At 32.4% G+C, this 15,615-nt stretch carries 21 protein-coding genes; 12 read left to right on the top strand and 9 right to left on the bottom strand.

All coding sequences use genetic code 11. The features are described 5' to 3' along the window. Positions 1-26: 26 nt before the first annotated feature. The 4 genes from ACFFGA_RS07045 to nadC all read right to left on the bottom strand — a co-directional run bounded on the left by ACFFGA_RS07045 (position 27) and on the right by nadC (position 4,319). The gene (locus ACFFGA_RS07045) at positions 27-578 is read right to left on the bottom strand and encodes a Riean_0653 family protein (protein ID WP_386061676.1); all 552 of its coding nucleotides are present in this window, start codon (positions 576-578) and stop codon (positions 27-29) included. Between the two features lie 60 nt (positions 579-638). Next, positions 639-2,321: a hypothetical protein gene (locus ACFFGA_RS07050; protein ID WP_386061678.1), complete on the bottom strand. Its 1,683-nt coding sequence runs from the start codon at positions 2,319-2,321 to the stop codon at positions 639-641. A gap of 176 nt (positions 2,322-2,497) precedes the next feature. After that, the gene (locus ACFFGA_RS07055; protein WP_386061679.1) at positions 2,498-3,460 is read right to left on the bottom strand and encodes a YihY/virulence factor BrkB family protein; all 963 of its coding nucleotides are present in this window, start codon (positions 3,458-3,460) and stop codon (positions 2,498-2,500) included. 1 nt (position 3,461) lies between these two features. Beyond that, a complete protein-coding gene (gene nadC / locus ACFFGA_RS07060; protein ID WP_386061682.1) occupies positions 3,462-4,319 on the bottom strand; it encodes a carboxylating nicotinate-nucleotide diphosphorylase in 858 nt (285 codons plus the stop codon). 114 nt (positions 4,320-4,433) lie between these two features. Here nadC and rlmH point away from each other — a divergent pair, with 114 nt between their 5' ends. After that, complete coding sequence (gene rlmH / locus ACFFGA_RS07065) at positions 4,434-4,907, top strand: 23S rRNA (pseudouridine(1915)-N(3))-methyltransferase RlmH (RefSeq protein ID WP_386061685.1); 474 nt, start codon at positions 4,434-4,436, stop codon at positions 4,905-4,907. 56 nt (positions 4,908-4,963) lie between these two features. Here rlmH and ACFFGA_RS07070 read toward each other — a convergent pair whose 3' ends face one another. Continuing rightward, positions 4,964-5,263 carry an HPF/RaiA family ribosome-associated protein gene (locus tag ACFFGA_RS07070; protein ID WP_386061687.1) on the bottom strand — a complete coding sequence of 100 codons (300 nt, stop codon included), beginning with the start codon at positions 5,261-5,263 and terminating at the stop codon, positions 4,964-4,966. A gap of 167 nt (positions 5,264-5,430) precedes the next feature. Here ACFFGA_RS07070 and ACFFGA_RS07075 point away from each other — a divergent pair, with 167 nt between their 5' ends. The 6 genes from ACFFGA_RS07075 (at position 5,431) to ACFFGA_RS07100 (ending at position 8,388) form a co-directional block, all read left to right on the top strand. After that, positions 5,431-6,000 (top strand): non-canonical purine NTP diphosphatase, encoded by a 570-nt coding sequence (locus ACFFGA_RS07075; protein ID WP_386061690.1) that lies wholly within the window; start codon positions 5,431-5,433, stop codon positions 5,998-6,000. A gap of 191 nt (positions 6,001-6,191) precedes the next feature. Further along, a complete protein-coding gene (locus tag ACFFGA_RS07080; RefSeq protein ID WP_386061692.1) occupies positions 6,192-6,524 on the top strand; it encodes a metalloregulator ArsR/SmtB family transcription factor in 333 nt (110 codons plus the stop codon). Next, the gene (locus tag ACFFGA_RS07085) at positions 6,514-6,948 is read left to right on the top strand and encodes an SRPBCC family protein (RefSeq protein WP_386061695.1); all 435 of its coding nucleotides are present in this window, start codon (positions 6,514-6,516) and stop codon (positions 6,946-6,948) included. Before ACFFGA_RS07080 ends, ACFFGA_RS07085 begins: the two co-directional genes overlap by 11 nt. A 56-nt stretch (positions 6,949-7,004) precedes the next feature. Then, positions 7,005-7,511: an SRPBCC family protein gene (locus tag ACFFGA_RS07090; RefSeq protein WP_386061698.1), complete on the top strand. Its 507-nt coding sequence runs from the start codon at positions 7,005-7,007 to the stop codon at positions 7,509-7,511. 49 nt (positions 7,512-7,560) lie between these two features. Next, positions 7,561-7,893: a DoxX family membrane protein gene (locus ACFFGA_RS07095; protein ID WP_386062415.1), complete on the top strand. Its 333-nt coding sequence runs from the start codon at positions 7,561-7,563 to the stop codon at positions 7,891-7,893. Between the two features lie 12 nt (positions 7,894-7,905). Further along, the gene (locus ACFFGA_RS07100; RefSeq protein WP_386061701.1) at positions 7,906-8,388 is read left to right on the top strand and encodes a VOC family protein; all 483 of its coding nucleotides are present in this window, start codon (positions 7,906-7,908) and stop codon (positions 8,386-8,388) included. A 45-nt stretch (positions 8,389-8,433) separates the two neighbouring features. Here ACFFGA_RS07100 and ACFFGA_RS07105 read toward each other — a convergent pair whose 3' ends face one another. The 3 genes from ACFFGA_RS07105 to ACFFGA_RS07115 form a co-directional block, all read right to left on the bottom strand. Then, a complete protein-coding gene (locus ACFFGA_RS07105; RefSeq protein WP_386061704.1) occupies positions 8,434-8,922 on the bottom strand; it encodes a hypothetical protein in 489 nt (162 codons plus the stop codon). Next, positions 8,922-9,194, bottom strand: coding sequence for a YodC family protein (locus ACFFGA_RS07110; protein WP_386061706.1), 273 nt, complete (start codon positions 9,192-9,194; stop codon positions 8,922-8,924). The genes ACFFGA_RS07105 and ACFFGA_RS07110 overlap by 1 nt, the downstream gene beginning before the upstream one ends. A 95-nt stretch (positions 9,195-9,289) precedes the next feature. Next, positions 9,290-9,766 (bottom strand): Hsp20/alpha crystallin family protein, encoded by a 477-nt coding sequence (locus ACFFGA_RS07115; RefSeq protein WP_386061708.1) that lies wholly within the window; start codon positions 9,764-9,766, stop codon positions 9,290-9,292. Positions 9,767-10,164: 398 nt separating this feature from the next. Here ACFFGA_RS07115 and ACFFGA_RS07120 point away from each other — a divergent pair, with 398 nt between their 5' ends. Beyond that, positions 10,165-10,689, top strand: a complete 525-nt coding sequence (locus ACFFGA_RS07120) for a GNAT family N-acetyltransferase (protein ID WP_386061711.1) — start codon at positions 10,165-10,167, stop codon at positions 10,687-10,689. 104 nt (positions 10,690-10,793) lie between these two features. Then, a complete protein-coding gene (locus tag ACFFGA_RS07125; protein ID WP_386061713.1) occupies positions 10,794-11,885 on the top strand; it encodes a T9SS type A sorting domain-containing protein in 1,092 nt (363 codons plus the stop codon). 20 nt (positions 11,886-11,905) lie between these two features. On the opposite strand, the gene holA is transcribed toward ACFFGA_RS07125, so the two are convergent. Next, positions 11,906-12,913: a DNA polymerase III subunit delta gene (gene holA, locus ACFFGA_RS07130; RefSeq protein ID WP_386061716.1), complete on the bottom strand. Its 1,008-nt coding sequence runs from the start codon at positions 12,911-12,913 to the stop codon at positions 11,906-11,908. Between the two features lie 144 nt (positions 12,914-13,057). On the opposite strand from holA, the gene ACFFGA_RS07135 reads away from it, so the two are divergent. The 3 genes from ACFFGA_RS07135 to ACFFGA_RS07145 all read left to right on the top strand — a co-directional run bounded on the left by ACFFGA_RS07135 (position 13,058) and on the right by ACFFGA_RS07145 (position 15,463). Further along, positions 13,058-13,507, top strand: a complete 450-nt coding sequence (locus ACFFGA_RS07135; protein ID WP_386061718.1) for a type I restriction enzyme HsdR N-terminal domain-containing protein — start codon at positions 13,058-13,060, stop codon at positions 13,505-13,507. Next, entirely contained in the window at positions 13,508-14,500 is a 993-nt protein-coding gene (locus tag ACFFGA_RS07140) for a glycosyltransferase family 2 protein (protein WP_386061721.1), read from the top strand. A 105-nt stretch (positions 14,501-14,605) separates the two neighbouring features. Then, complete coding sequence (locus ACFFGA_RS07145; RefSeq protein WP_386061724.1) at positions 14,606-15,463, top strand: OmpA/MotB family protein; 858 nt, start codon at positions 14,606-14,608, stop codon at positions 15,461-15,463. The last annotated feature ends 152 nt before the right edge of the window (positions 15,464-15,615 follow it).

Below are 15,615 nucleotides of genomic sequence, written 5' to 3' on the forward strand. Positions count from 1 at the left end.
AATAGCTGAATATTTTTAAGTAAGTATCAATTTTGGATTGTGTATTCAATCTCATTGAAAACACCTTGTCTAATTTCTATGGTTTGCCCATTGGTTGCGTTATAAACATCAAATCTAAACTCTCCAGATATAACTTGTGCATTCTTATCTATATCAGTAACCTTGAGATAACCAGAATCTTCTACAAACTCAATGTCATCTTCTTCCATAGATGATGAACCGTAAGCTCCTACGAATATAAAATCACTTTCTACTTGGTTATCTATTTCAAAACCATCTACAACAAGGTCAAAATCAAGCCCTGTAAAACCAAGCACTATGCCATCTCCTTGTCCACTTAAGCTTCCATTGAGATCAACACCTGCAATACCGAATGAGAAAAATGAGCCTGAACTTGACATTGAAGCGCTAATTGTGGCTGCTCCAAACTCTTCTCCGTTTGCCAAAAACGAATCTCCATTTACTCTGGCACTAATATATGTGCCATTTAAGTTACCAAACCCATCGGAATCGTCACTACTGCTGCTACATGCAAATAGAAGTGTAACAGTCATTAATAAAAAGAGTATTTTTTTCATAATTTAAAGTTTAAGAATTGATTAATAGCTAAAAAATTTATTTTGATTTTATGATAAGTCTTAATCCTTAGTTATATCTGCCATTATAGCAACTATCTCTCGTGCATTTTCTATACTAGATGCTTCAATAACAATTTTATTTCCATAGCTTTTTATTTCGCCATCTTTATAGGTTTTTATAATCTTTTCAAAATATTTAGTACTCATTTCTACAAGTACATTTTTTCCTGAAGTTGTCATTACTACGCTTTTAGAATTTATATCCTTTAATCCAAATTCATAGATAACCTCTTCACTCTTTTTATCGTTTGAAAATATTTGAGTCAACCTAATAGTTTTTGCTTCTTCGTCTATAAGTTCTATGGTTTGTTCATAAGTGTCTTCGTTAATTTTAACTATACCTACTATTTCAGACAACTTTTGCAGTCCTTGCGTTTCAGAAAGTCCTTCTACAGTTTTAACTGAGTCCAAACACTCTTTAATAATATTTTGAAATGCCTCTTTGGCAATCATGGCTTCTTCTATAGAGTTTACATAGATTTTAAATTCGTCATCATAATTTTGTAATTCGCCATTTTCTACATGCTTTATAAACTTACTTTTTTGATTAGTGTGCAACTCAACGTAGAGTATGTCTTTTTGTGAATCGTAATCTATATTATCGCTATTGATGTCTATAAAGTTAAAAGTGTAAGTATTATCTTCATTACCCTTACTGGTAACTATGTTTACTTCTACATCTGTAACACAATCATCTTTTACAGATTGTGTAAATGCTTTTTCTTCTGATGTTACTTGTCCCATGATGCCATTGAGGTAACTAATAGCCTGAGACTTCGTCCCTATATTTGGTTTTGAATTGGAAAAAGCTTCTTCTGCCAATGGAATTATAGCTTTCAAAACCTTATAAATATCCTTACCGTTCTCTATACTGTTGGCATAAAATTCAATTTTATTAACGAAGTTGTTTTGCACATCGTTCTCATAAGTTTTAATATTCTTTATATTTCTTCTAGTAGCAACTTCAATGTAGAATTCATCATTTCTAATTTTAAAATCTATACTATTGGGATTCAATACCGCAAAATTGAATTCAAAATCTTCATTTGATGATTTACTTTTTTCGTTTATAATAGTCTCTAACTTAGCATAACCATTTAGCTTTGAATCATTTGTTATTTTTTGTACGTATTGCTTTTTTGAGTAATCTACTTCCACAACATTATCCATAAGCCATTGAAGATGGTCTGAATAAGACGTAAGCGAAAGCTTATTTTTCTCTATTGTTTCATTTAGCGGAATTATATCCTTGATAGCGTCTGCAATATTTCTTCCATTATCTATATCCTTAGCATACAAATAAAGCTCATCTATATAACTCACTTTATCACCACCATCTTCCGATTTTTTGATTAGCTTTTGCTTTCCATTAATCAATAACTGAACTAGTATAACATCTTTTTTAGTAATAGCCCTTACTGTGTTAACATCTACATCAGAAAAGCTAAACTCATAATTGACCGTTTCAGTTTCTCCTTTAGAATCTACTTCTGTTAGTGTTAAAACAACATAACCAGAAGAAATAACTTTTATATCCTGACTGAATTGTGCTTTAGATGCTTCTACAGTTTCAAAATTGGAGGAAATTGCTTCGACTTTTTCAGAAAAATTCTGAGAATTGACATAGCAAAAAGACATTAAAAAAATAAAACAAAATGTAATTAGTGGGTGGTTGGTTTTCATAATAAATTTAGTGGTTAATTATTTAAATTTCAACTTAGTATACTTAGAAAATATTCTTTTTGTTAAGAAATTCAAATAATAAGAGACAGGCAATTATTTACGACAAACTGCAGAAATACTAGTCAATCCAGTTTTATAATTTAAAACCTAACTCACTAAATAACAACCTCTAAAAATCACAAAACCTCTTTCTTAGCACCTGGGTACTTCTTTAAGAACTGAAGTGAAGCATTTAACTCATACCCTAAAAGCAATATGTTAGAGTTTAGCCATAAGTATAAAAGTAAAATTAATAGTGCACCAATAGAGCCGTACAACTCATTGTACTTAGAAAAATTATCAATATAAATGCCAAACAGATAAGACGTTAAAATAATGAGCAAGGTAGTTAATAATGCACCTACTGAAAAGAAACGTGTGTTTCGTCCTTCCTTAGTACCAAAGTAGTACAAGGTTGCAGTGGCAAGATATACCATAATGACAAAAAACATGTATTTGGCAAATATAATCCAGCCTAAGCCAGAATCACTATTTAGCGCATCTTGTCCTGTAATACCTTCGTACAAAGGTGCTATTACGTATATCTGAAAATAACCAAAAACTGCAACGGTTAACAAAACCAAAATAGCTAAAATCAATGCAATACCTAGTGCGTACATGTACTGCTGAAATACATTTCTGGTAAGCTGTTCATGATACGAATTTTCAAAACCAGAAAACACTGCATTGACACCATTTGCCATTAAAAGCATTGATAATAAAAATACAGAAGACAGTAAGCCTGCTCCTCCACTTCCACTAATATTTTCAAAGATATTTGAAAAGAAAAATTCTGATGTTTGTGGTGGCAAAAAGTCTGTTAAAAATGACTCAAACTCCGAAGGAAAGTTATCAATGGGTATGTACGGAATTAAGATAATTACAAATAACAAAAAAGGAAAAATAGCCGTAAAGAAACTAAAGGCAATAGCACTAGCTCTGGTAGTTAATGCACCTTTTACAATTCCCATGGCATAAAGCTCAAGTAAATCATAGACAGATAAACCTTCAAAACCTGGCAATTTAATCTGCTTAAAAAAGCGAACAACTAAATTAACTACAGGTATTTTATCTAATTTATCTTCAATATGCTTTGACATATTATACCGCTTTCAAGCTTAAATCCATATTATATACGGAATGTGTTAATGCGCCAGATGATATAAAATCGACTCCGCACTCTGCATATTTTCTTAAGGTATGTTCATTAATTCCACCTGAAGATTCCGTTAAACATTGGTCACCAATAAGTTTAACTGCTTTGCGCGTATCCTCATAATTAAAGTTATCTATAAGAATGCGGTAAACACCACCACAATCTAGAATTTCTTTAATTTCCTCAAGGTTACGAGCTTCAACTATGATTTTTAAATCTCTGTTAGTATCTTTTAGATATTGCTTTGTAAGGCTAATCGCTTTAGAGACACCACCAGCAAAATCAATGTGGTTATCCTTTAACATTATCATGTCATACAGAGCAAATCTATGATTTTCACCTCCTCCAATTTTTACAGCCCATTTCTCTAAAGCTCTAATACCTGGAGTAGTTTTTCGTGTATCTAAAATTTTAGTTCCTGTACCTTCTAGTAAGTCAACAAACTGTCTTGTTTTTGTTGCAATAGCACTCATACGTTGCATCGCATTTAGGACTAATCGTTCTGCCCTAAGAATAGATTGTGAAGCACCTTCTACATAAAATACAATGTCTCCATACTTTACTTTGCTGCCATCTGCAATTAAGGTTTCTACTTTCATATTGGCATCAACATAGGCAAACACTTGCTTTGCAAACTCTACACCAGCAATAATACCTTTGTCTTTTACTAAAAGTTTAGCTTTGCCTTGAGCAGAAGCTGGTATGCATGCCAAAGAGCTATGATCTCCATCACCAACATCTTCTCTTATAGCATTGGCAATTATCCCTTCTATTTCTATGTTAAATTGTTCTTGTGAAATCATTTAAAAACTTATTTAGTGTAAAAATAGGAAATAGATTGACGATATGCGATTTTAGATTTACGAATTGTAATCAGAAAAATCGAAAATCGTAATTTGTAAATCGTAAATTTGAACATGCAAATAAAACTCATAGCCATTGGCAAAACCGACAATAGCAATTTAATTACGCTAATTGAAGACTATACAAAGCGTTTAAGCTTTTATATTAAGTTTGATTTTGAAATTATACCAGATATAAAAAACGTAAAACACCTTTCTGAAGCTCAACAAAAAGATAAAGAAGGCGAACTTATTTTAGCAAAAACCCAAACTTCTGACATACTAATTCTACTAGATGAAAACGGAAAACAAATGGACTCTGTTGCATTTTCATCTTACCTGCAAAAACACATGAACTCTGGTATTAAAACCCTAATATTTGTTATAGGTGGACCATACGGATTTTCTAACGCGCTTTACAACAGGGCTAACGGAAAACTAGGATTGTCTAAAATGACATTTTCTCACCAAATGGTACGCTTATTCTTTATTGAACAATTGTACAGAGGGTTTACTATTTTAAGAAATGAGCCTTACCATCATAGGTAACACAAAGTCTCAGTTCTATAAAATTACATAAAACTGAGACTTTGATTACAAACTAATTAATACACTTTATAAACTTTTTTACGCTTTTTAAGTTGGCGTGTTAAATCGTTAATCGTTTCATTAACAGCTATCTCATAAGTTGGCTCATTAGACGTAGCAAAAATTCTTGGACCTGGTAAACTTAATTCTATATTACAAATCTTACCAGCATCGTGCTTATTATCATCGTGTTTAATATATACCTGAGCAGAAATTAGAAATTCAAACTTATCTGCTAATTTTTCTAATTTTTTTGTTGTGAAAGCTGATAATGTATCACTAACATCTGTATTAACATACTGAAAATTTACCGTCATAATCTATCTTGTTTTAAAAATTAATCGTTTCTCTAAGATACAAAATTTGAGTCATTTCACTTCTGATATTTATCATAAAAAAGAATTAAATTTTGATGCTGTCACACATATTAATTTCCAATAAACTATACATAGTGTATATTTGGATATCTAAAATTTTATGCTTCATGCAACTTGTTTTCGCTACCAATAATCTCAATAAACTCAAAGAAGTTCAGGCTTTAATACCAAACCATATAAAACTATTAAGTTTAGCAGATATACTTTGTATTGAAGACATACCAGAAACGCAGCCAACCATTGAAGGCAATGCTATACAAAAAGCAGAATATATTAAAACCAATTACGGTTATGATTGTTTTGCCGACGACACAGGTTTGGAGGTTGAATCGCTAAACGGAGAACCAGGTGTGTTTTCGGCACGTTATGCTGGCCCACAACGAAATGCTGAAGACAATATGTCTAAATTATTATCTGAACTAGATGGAAAAACTTCTCGCAAAGCACAATTTAAGACCGTAATAGCGTTGCATATCAATGGAAAAATTGAAACTTTTACCGGAATCTGTGAAGGTGAAATTACCAATAAAAAACATGGAGATAAAGGTTTTGGTTACGATCCTATTTTTAAACCAAAAGGTTTTGAGCAGACTTTTGCTGAAATGGATTTAGAACTAAAAAACAAAATTGGTCATCGAGGTAAAGCCGTGGAAAAGCTCATATCGTTTTTTAAATAAATAGCCATTTAATTGACAAATCCACATTTCATTCCTAAAAAAAACTAAAATTATTTGTGTAGCTAAATGACTTCATATATATTTGTAGTCAAATGACTTCACAAAAGATTATCTATGTGATTTATTTCTGTAATGAACGGCATAATTGAAAAGGATGATACAGGTGACATAAATAAAATAAAGATTAGAACATGAAATTAAGACGAGACATTTTTCAAGCCATTTCAGACCCAACTAGAAGAGCAATACTGGTATTGTTAACATCACAGGCAATGACTGCAGGTGCAATTGCCGAAAACTTTGATGCTGCAAGACCAACAATTTCAAAACACATTCAAATCTTAAATGAATGTGACCTCGTAGAAGCAAACCAACAAGGTCGTGAAATTTACTACGAGCTAAAAATCGATAAAATGAAAGAAATCGATAAATGGCTGGAGCAGTTCAGGAAAATTTGGGAAAATCGTTTTGATCAATTGGACAATTTATTATCAAAACTTAAAAACGACAAAAATGAGCAATAGTAGCGTAATAGTAGAACGTGTTTTTGATGCTGATTTAGCATTGGTATGGAAAGCCCTAACAGAAAAAGAATTAATGAAACAATGGTATTTTGATGTAGAAGAATTCAAGACCGTTGTTGGGTTTAAGTTTGAGTTTTGGGGTGGAGAACCAGGTGAAAAGCAATGGAAACACTTGTGCGAAATAACAGAAGTTGTTCCGAAAAAGAAACTGACGTACTCATGGAAATATGATGGTTATAGCGGAATGTCGTACGTAACCTTTGAATTATTCGAAGAAGATAATGGCACAAAACTGAAATTGACACATACAGGTGTGGATTCGTTCCCTTCCGATATTCCTGAATTGGCTGTTCATAATTTTGAAAACGGATGGAATCAAGCTATTAATATCTCTCTTAAAAAGTTTTTAGAAATCAATAGTTGAAAAAATAGAATAAATAAGCTCAAAAAATCACTATAAATAAAACAAAGACAAACGGTATGAATAAAGGTAATTTGCAATTCGACTTCCTTGTAGATAAGGAAAATAATACGCTCACTATTGTTCGTGAGTTTAGAGCAGAAAGACAATTAGTTTGGGACTGCTACACCAAACACGAATTATTAGATCAATGGTTTGCACCAAAACCATTTACCACTAAAACAAAATCTATGGATTTTCGTAATGGTGGACATTGGCACTATGCCATGGTTGACCCAGAAGGTACTGAATATTGGGGTTACACTGAGTATTACGATATAAACCCTATTGATTATTATCGTACAATTGATGCGTTTAGCGATAGCGAAGGTGTCATAAATCAAGAGCTTCCTACAGCCAATTGGAAAGTGACTTTTAACAACAAAGGCGAGAACTCTACTGTCACAACTGTGGTAACTTATGATTCGTTAAGCGACCTTGAAACCGTTATTAATATGGGCATGGAAGAAGGTATGATGGCAACGCTTGAAAAATTAGATGAATTATTACTAACCTTAACCAAATAAAGAGATGAAAAAGAAAATAATTTTCGTTCTAAGCCTGTTATTTGGACTAATGTTGATCAATGCAGGATTGAATAAATTTTTCAATTACATGCCAGTTCCTGAAGATTTACCTGAAAATATGGTAAAATTAATGAGTGCATTTATGGAGATAAGTTGGCTTATGTCTTTGGTAGGTTTTGCAGAAGTTCTTGGTGGCTTATTATTTGCTATTCCCAAAACGAGAGCGCTTGGTGCCATCGTTATTTTTCCAGTAATGATTGGCATACTTTTAACAAACATCATTTCTGTACCATCTGGTTTACCTCTTGTGTTGGTGTTACTTGTCATAAACCTTTGGGTAATCTATGAAAATAGAGAAAAGTATGCAGTACTAATTAAATAACAACAAAAAACAATGGATACATCTTTAAAACATACACAGAAAATAATCCCAAACCTTTGGTTTGACGGAAACGCAAAAGAAGCATCAGAATATTACACGACTGTTTTCCCTGACGGTAAAATTTTAAAGACGACTTATTACCCTAAAACAGAAGCTGATGGACTAGCAGAATTTCAAAAAGACTTTGCTGGTAAGGTCCTTACAGTTGAATTTGAAATTTTAGGAATGCGCTTTATCGGCATCAATGCTGGTCCTATATTTAAATTCAATGAATCTGTTTCGTTTATGATACCATGTAAAGACCAAGCAGAAATAGACTACTACTGGAATACACTTACTGCCAATGGTGGAGAAGAAAGCGTTTGCGGATGGCTCAAGGATAAATATGGATTGAGCTGGCAAGTATGTCCAGAAAATTGGGAAGAACTCAACAAAAAACCAGGTGCTTTTAAAAAAATGATGGGCATGAAAAAAATAATCATAGCTGAGTTTTAACCTTACATGAAATAGTGATACTGAACAAAAAAAGACGAAAACTTTTTAGTTTTCGTCTTCTGGTTTAATAAATTCTGACTGATATTTTTCTAAAAACTTCTTCTGCCTTTCAATCATTTGCTGTCTTATTTTATCAATATTCAAAAAGTCATTGCCAAAATCACTTCTAAAAAAATCATCATTAAAAAAGCGCTTTGCAAAAAGTGAATCCTGAGAAAAAATATCTTCAAAACCTTGGTTTTCAAATCCCGAAAAACTCGTAAAAAACCTTGATTTAAAAGACTGTAACAAGCTATCTCGCTCTACAGACGAGAGCTCATTGAAATTATTACTAGAAGACCAAGAATAAATACTGTCATACCTTATTAAATTTCCATTTTCGTCAAATTCTTTATCAACTTTCCAAGAACCTTTTGGTTGCTCCGCTGTCTTTGCTTTATCATCTATTGCCTCTGTTTTTTTTGTTTCCTCATTCTGTCCACTACAACTAAAACTTAATAAGCCAGCCATGAATAATAAAACATATTTTTTCATCACTTTAAATTTTGAGTTAATCTTAATTTTGGATTCATTAAAAATGTTTCAAATAAACCGCCAGTTGCAACCATCTTAATCAATTTATTTTGGTGAAATATGTCAGATTTTCGCTCACCATTTTTATACCAAACACATTCCAAATAACTGTCATTATCAACTAAACCAAGTATTGGATCCTTTTTTGGTATATACTTGATAACTTGCATTTTAGGCGCTGTAAGTTTTCCTTTAACTTTTACCCAATCACCAGGTTTAAATTTTCTTAACATAACAATATTTAATTAAATAGTTAAAAATCAATTGTTAGTACAAGACTGAAATACAGTCCTATACTAACAACTTGGTTAAGAATCTAATGCTACAATTATGAAATTTTAATGCTTCTGGCAGGCTTTTGTTTTGCCTCTTCTTTTTTAGGTAAAAAAATGCTTAAAATGCCATCTTTATAATTAGCATTTATTTCTTCATCATTAACGCTTTCTGGTAGTGTAAAGGTTCGTTTGAACGAAGAGTAACCAAACTCTCTTCGAGTGTAATTTTCTTCTTTTTGTTCATTCTCTTCCTTTTTCTCCGTAGATATTGATAATTCCTGATTGTCAATTTCAAGATGGAAATCTGACTTTTTTAAACCAGGAACTGCCATTTCCACCAAAAAGGCATCTGCTGTTTCTTTAATATTTACTTTTGGTAAAGTAATTCCTGTATTAAAATTTGAAGTAAATACAGTCGATAAATCTCTATTAAATAACTCATCTAGCCATGAAGGCCAAGTTGGGAAGTTTACGTTTGAATTTGAGTTTGCTAAACTTCCATTTTTAGGAACATTTACTAAATTGCTCATAATTTAAAAATTTAAGTTAAACATAATTCAAGTTGTAAATCATTTCTTTTGATTTATATAATAGATTGCAATTAAAATACCAAAATAAACAAATCACATTTTTGCATAAATTTTCTACTAAAACAGCAATAAAAAATGTCAAAATTTCAGAATTATTACACTTTTTATTAAATAAATGTCAAATTGACATTTTAAATATTTGAGATTCAACTGTCAAAAAAGATATAATATTCAATGGTTATAGGAACAATAAGTATTTGAATAAATACTTATTTCATTTCGGTCTAAAAGTAATTGTTCATGGTATTTATCCTCTAAATTTCCTTTAACTCATTTTCTTTTCCTAAATTAGTTTTAAGTGCATAATAAGCTTACTAAAAAACTAAATCCTAAAGCATTTGAAAAACTTTGGCGCATTCCATACGCAACGATTGGACATCAGACCTGTTAGTATTGAAGATGCTCCTTTTATTTTAGAATTAATGAACACTCCCAAATGGATTCAGTTTATTGGTGACCGAAATGTAAGAACCGTTAAAGAGGCTGAAGCTTATATCACAGCTAAGGCATTCCCCCAACTGCAAAAATATGGTTACACCAACAACGTTATCATTAGAAAAGCAGACCATATAAAACTTGGTACTTGTGGTTTGTATCATAGAGAAGGAAAAGATGATCCTGATATTGGTTTTGCTTTTTTACCAGCGCATCGTGGTAAAGGTTATGCCTTTGAAGCAGCAAATAAACTAATGCACGTTGGTAAATATAATTATGGATTAACAGAGTTAAGTGCTTACACCTTGGAAGAAAATAGGGCTTCCAGAACCTTATTGGAGCGTTTGGGTTTTATATTAATTGGAACAGGTAGCCTTCCAAACAATGACGAAGAATTATTACACTATCATCGCTTACTCGATTTTTAATATCAAGAAACTTACATTTCACCCTAAATAAGTGTGAATCACATACTTTTTTATTTTCTAAATAGAGATATTGACTACATTTAAAGGCTACTAAAAATGTTTTTATGATAAAGTCTGTTTGCTTCAATGTCATTTTTTTATGTTCGGTTTTGGGAATTAGTGCACAACAATTCACATTAGAAACTGCGCTTGATGCTACAGTAAATGAAACCTCAGGCCTACTCTATCTTAACAATACCTTGATAACACACAACGATTCCGCAACAACAAATGAATTGTTTGATGTGGATACAACTACTGGTGCTGTAACCAGAACTGTAACCGTTACAAATGCCAGCAATACAGATTGGGAAGATTTAACGCATGACGACACTTACATATATATTGGTGATTTTGGCAACTATCAAGGGCATCGTACCAATTTAAAAGTCTATCGTATCACTATTGCTGACTATTTTGCAAGTACCTCTGTAACTGCAGATGTTATTAATTTTAGCTATAGCAATCAAACCGATTTTACACCTAGTCCTCTAGCCACTAATTTTGATGCTGAAGGCCTAATTCATTTTAATGATAAGCTTTATATCTTTACTAAAAACTGGCTTAATGGTCATACCAACATTTACGAATTACCAAAAACACCAGGTACGCATAGTATTTCTATGATAGATAGTTTTAATCCTCAAGGTTTTATCTCTGGAGCTACATACAATGCTTTAAGTAATTCTGTTGCGCTTATAGGCTATGATGCCAACGGAGCATTTTTAATTCTACTAAGTGGTTTTAATTCGGGTTTGTTTTCTAATGGAACTATCGCTAAAACTTCTATTGCTGTACCAGAAAATTATTCACCTCAAGTAGAAGGTGTCATCTCTATTAATGCTGATGAATACTATGTTTCAGCAGAAGAAAATTCGTCTTTTGCTTCTGGACTCTATAGTTTCAATACGTCTACCTTAAGTACTCCTGAAGTTGACAGTATTGACATATCCTTCTATCCCAATCCTGCAAAAAAAGCAATCACACTGAGTCATGATGCACTAAAAACCAAAATTTATAATATCACTGGTCAATTGGTGAAGCAATCAAATAAGCAACACATTGATATTTCCGATTTACGTTCTGGTGTATATCTCATAAAAATTGAAGAAACTTCAACAAAAAAATCGGTAACCAAGCGATTGGTTGTTGAATAGCATAAGAAGACACAGAGAATCTATCCTAAAATCCGCACCAACATTTCTTTTAGCAAATCTCTTTGTGGTACAGCGTTAGAGCCAACACCTTTAATCTTACCATCAAATTCGCGCAATATCGCTATAACGGAACTCACTTTTTTCATCGGGTAATTACGAACTGCTGTTAAATACTCATTTACAAAATAAGGGTTCACTTTTAATGCTGAAGCAACACTTCTGGGAGATTTATCAGACATACCATGCAAATGCAACAACTGTGAAAAGAAATTGAACAACAAAGCTACAGTAACAATCATTGGGTTGTCTTTTGGGTTATCTCCAAAATATTTAACTATTTGATAAGCTTTAACCACATTGCGCTCACCTATGGCTTTACGCAATTCAAAATTATTGAAGTCTTTACTAATACCAATGTTTTCTTCAATATGCTCTGGTGTAATTTGTGTGCCTTTAGGCAGAATAATTTTAAGCTTATTGAGCTCATTACTAATTTTACTCAAATCAGTTCCTAAGAATTCTGTAAGCATTTGGGCAGCCTTTGGCGAAATATCATAACCCTGACCTTTAAGCACACGTCTTATCCAATCTGGTATTTTGTTGTCGTATAGCTTTTTACTTTCAAAAACTACGCTACCATTGGCATTCAGTGCTTTGTAAAGTCCTTTTCTTTTGTCTAGTTTTTTGTACTTGTAGTTAATGACCAAAACCGTTGTAGGTTGAGGATTTTTAGCATACTGGTCGAGCTTTTCAATGGTTCTGCTTAAGTCTTGTGCCTCTTTTACAATAACCACTTGTCGCTCAGCCATCATAGGATAGCGCTTGGCATTGCTCACAATATCATCAATAGTTATATCACGACCGTAAAGCACCATTTGGTTAAAGCCTTTTTCAGCTTCATCCAAAATATTATCCTCAATAAAATCGGAAATCTTATCTATATAATACGCCTCCTCACCCATTAAGAAATAGATAGGCTTAATATCACCTTTTTTTATTGCAGTAACTAATTGTTTTACTTCGTCCAAAATTCTTAATATTCCAATAAACTAAATTCCAAATTCCAATAGGTTTCTGTTAGCTAAACACTCATTTTTTTGGATTTTGGGATTTAAAGATTGTGATTTGCGTTAATCTACTTTAACTTTGAAAAAATTACAGTTTCAAAGCACGTGCAAAAACTCAACTTTCCAAAGTTTGATTACCGTTTCAAAAGTACAGAAAATAAAGTTTCTATCTTTGATGTCATTCGGAAAAAATTCATCATACTTCAACCCGAAGAATGGGTACGACAACACTGTGTACATTATCTCATTAACGAAAAAAACTATCCTAAATCCTTAATCAATGTTGAAAAGGAACTGACCATTAACGGATTAAAAAAACGCTATGATATTGTAATCTTTAATCCTGATGGTAGCATATATTTAATTGTAGAATGCAAATCGCATAATATTGCCATCACCCAAACCACTTTTGACCAAATTGCACGATACAATTTAAGCTTAAATGCTGAGTTTTTAATGGTAACCAATGGGATAAATCATTATTATTGCCAAATGGATATGGAAAAGGAACGTTATGCGTTTTTAAAGGACATTCCTAATTATACCACAGAATAAATGTATCAAACTAAAGATATAGCAGTCGTTATTTTAAACTGGAATGGTAAAGCCTTGCTCAAACAGTTTTTACCATCAGTTATAAACTATTCTAACGACGCAAAAATCTATGTTGCCGATAATGCATCAACGGATGGATCTGTTGCTTTTGTTTCTGAGCATTTCCCAACCGTTACCATAATTCAGAATACAGAAAATGGTGGCTATGCCAAAGGCTATAACGATGCTTTTAGATATATTGAAGAACCACTACTCTGCCTTTTGAATAGCGATATTGAAGTTACCGAAAATTGGCTTCAGCCTATCATAGACGTGTTTAATGCGGATACAAAAACGGCAATTATTCAACCTAAAATTTTAGACTTTAAAAACAAAACGCATTTTGAATATGCTGGTGCTGCTGGTGGATTTATAGACAAATACGGTTACCCTTATTGTCGTGGTCGCATCTTTGATACTATCGAAGAAGACAAAGGTCAATACAATGATGTTATGGATATTTTTTGGGCTTCTGGTGCATGTTTTTTTATTAAAAACGCAACTTTTAAAAGCCTGAACGGATTTGACGAAACCTATTTTGCGCATATGGAGGAAATTGATTTATGCTGGCGCGCTTTTAACACCAACCACAACACCAAATATGTTGGTCATTCTACAGTATATCATGTTGGTGGTGCCACGTTGAGCAATACCAGTCCTAAAAAAACATACCTTAATTTTAGAAATAGCCTATTTACCTTAGTAAAACATACAGATTCCAATGTATTTATAAGAACAGTAGTGAGGATGAAACTCGATGGTATTGCAGCATTTCGGTTTCTGTTACAGTTAAAACCACAGTATTTCTATGCCATTCTTAAAGCTCATGGTGCTTTCTATATGAACTTAGGCAGAACTTTAAAGAAGCGCAAACAATTACCAAAACGCTCTAACTACTATAAAACCAAGTCTATTGTCTGGTCTTACTTCATAAAAAAGCGAACAAAATTTTAATTGTTTATAAAACTGTTAAAATTTTTGTTAATCCATGTATAATGCACTTTTCTTTTACATAATTTTGATATGTTATAATTAACAATTAAAACTATATTTCAAATTATGAAAAAACTAATGTTATTAAGTGTTTGTTCAATGATGGTGTTGGCATCTTGTGTGTCTAAGAAAGATTATCTAGCACTTGAAGCAGAACACCAAGAAACCCAAGATTTGTTGAATTCTGCGACAGTTAAATTAAATAAATGTCTTTCTGATGCTGCAGCTGCCAATGCACGTGTAGAAACCATGAAAGATCAATTGGCAGATTTACGTAAAGCAAATCAAGATTTAATTGATACTAAAGGTAACCTAACAACGCTAACGCAAAAAGGTGCTGAAAACCTTGAAAAGTCTTTAGAAAGCTTAAAAGAACGCGATTTAAAAATCACAAGATTACAAGATGCTTTAACTAAAAAAGATAGTGTAACCTTAGCTATTGTTACAAGTCTTAAAAAAGAAGTTGGTATCAACGATCCAGACATTGAGATTAATGTAGAAAAAGGTGTGGTGTTTATCTCTATCGCTGACAAATTATTATTTCAGAGTGGAAGTTACAACGTAACGACAAGAGCTAACGAGATTTTAGCTAAAGTTGCTAAAGTCATCAACAGCAAACCAAACTTTGAAGCTATGGTTGAGTCTCATACAGATAATGTACCTTATAACAAGCCTCCATTATTAGACAACTGGGATTTAAGTGTAAAACGTGCAACTTCAGTAGTTAGAGTTTTAGAAAGTTTAGGAGTAAACTCTCAACAGTTAATTGCTGCTGGTCGTAGTTCTTACGTGCCATTAGTAGAAAATGACACTGCTGAAAATAGAGCAAAAAACAGACGTACACGTATTGTTGTATTGCCAAAAATCGATCAGTTTTACGAAATGGTTGAACAAGAAATGAAAAACTTGTCTGCAGGAAACTAAGTCTTGTAGCTATTTAAATAATAGCAAGAGGCTGTCTAAAAAGTAAATCTTACTGTCATTCTGAATTAGTTTCAGAATCTATAATAATTGATATCCTAGATATTAATCTAGACACTGAAACAAGTTCAGTGTGACAAATTAAGACTTTTTAG

Source organism: Winogradskyella pulchriflava, assembly GCF_042434315.1.
GTDB lineage: Bacteria > Bacteroidota > Bacteroidia > Flavobacteriales > Flavobacteriaceae > Winogradskyella > Winogradskyella pulchriflava.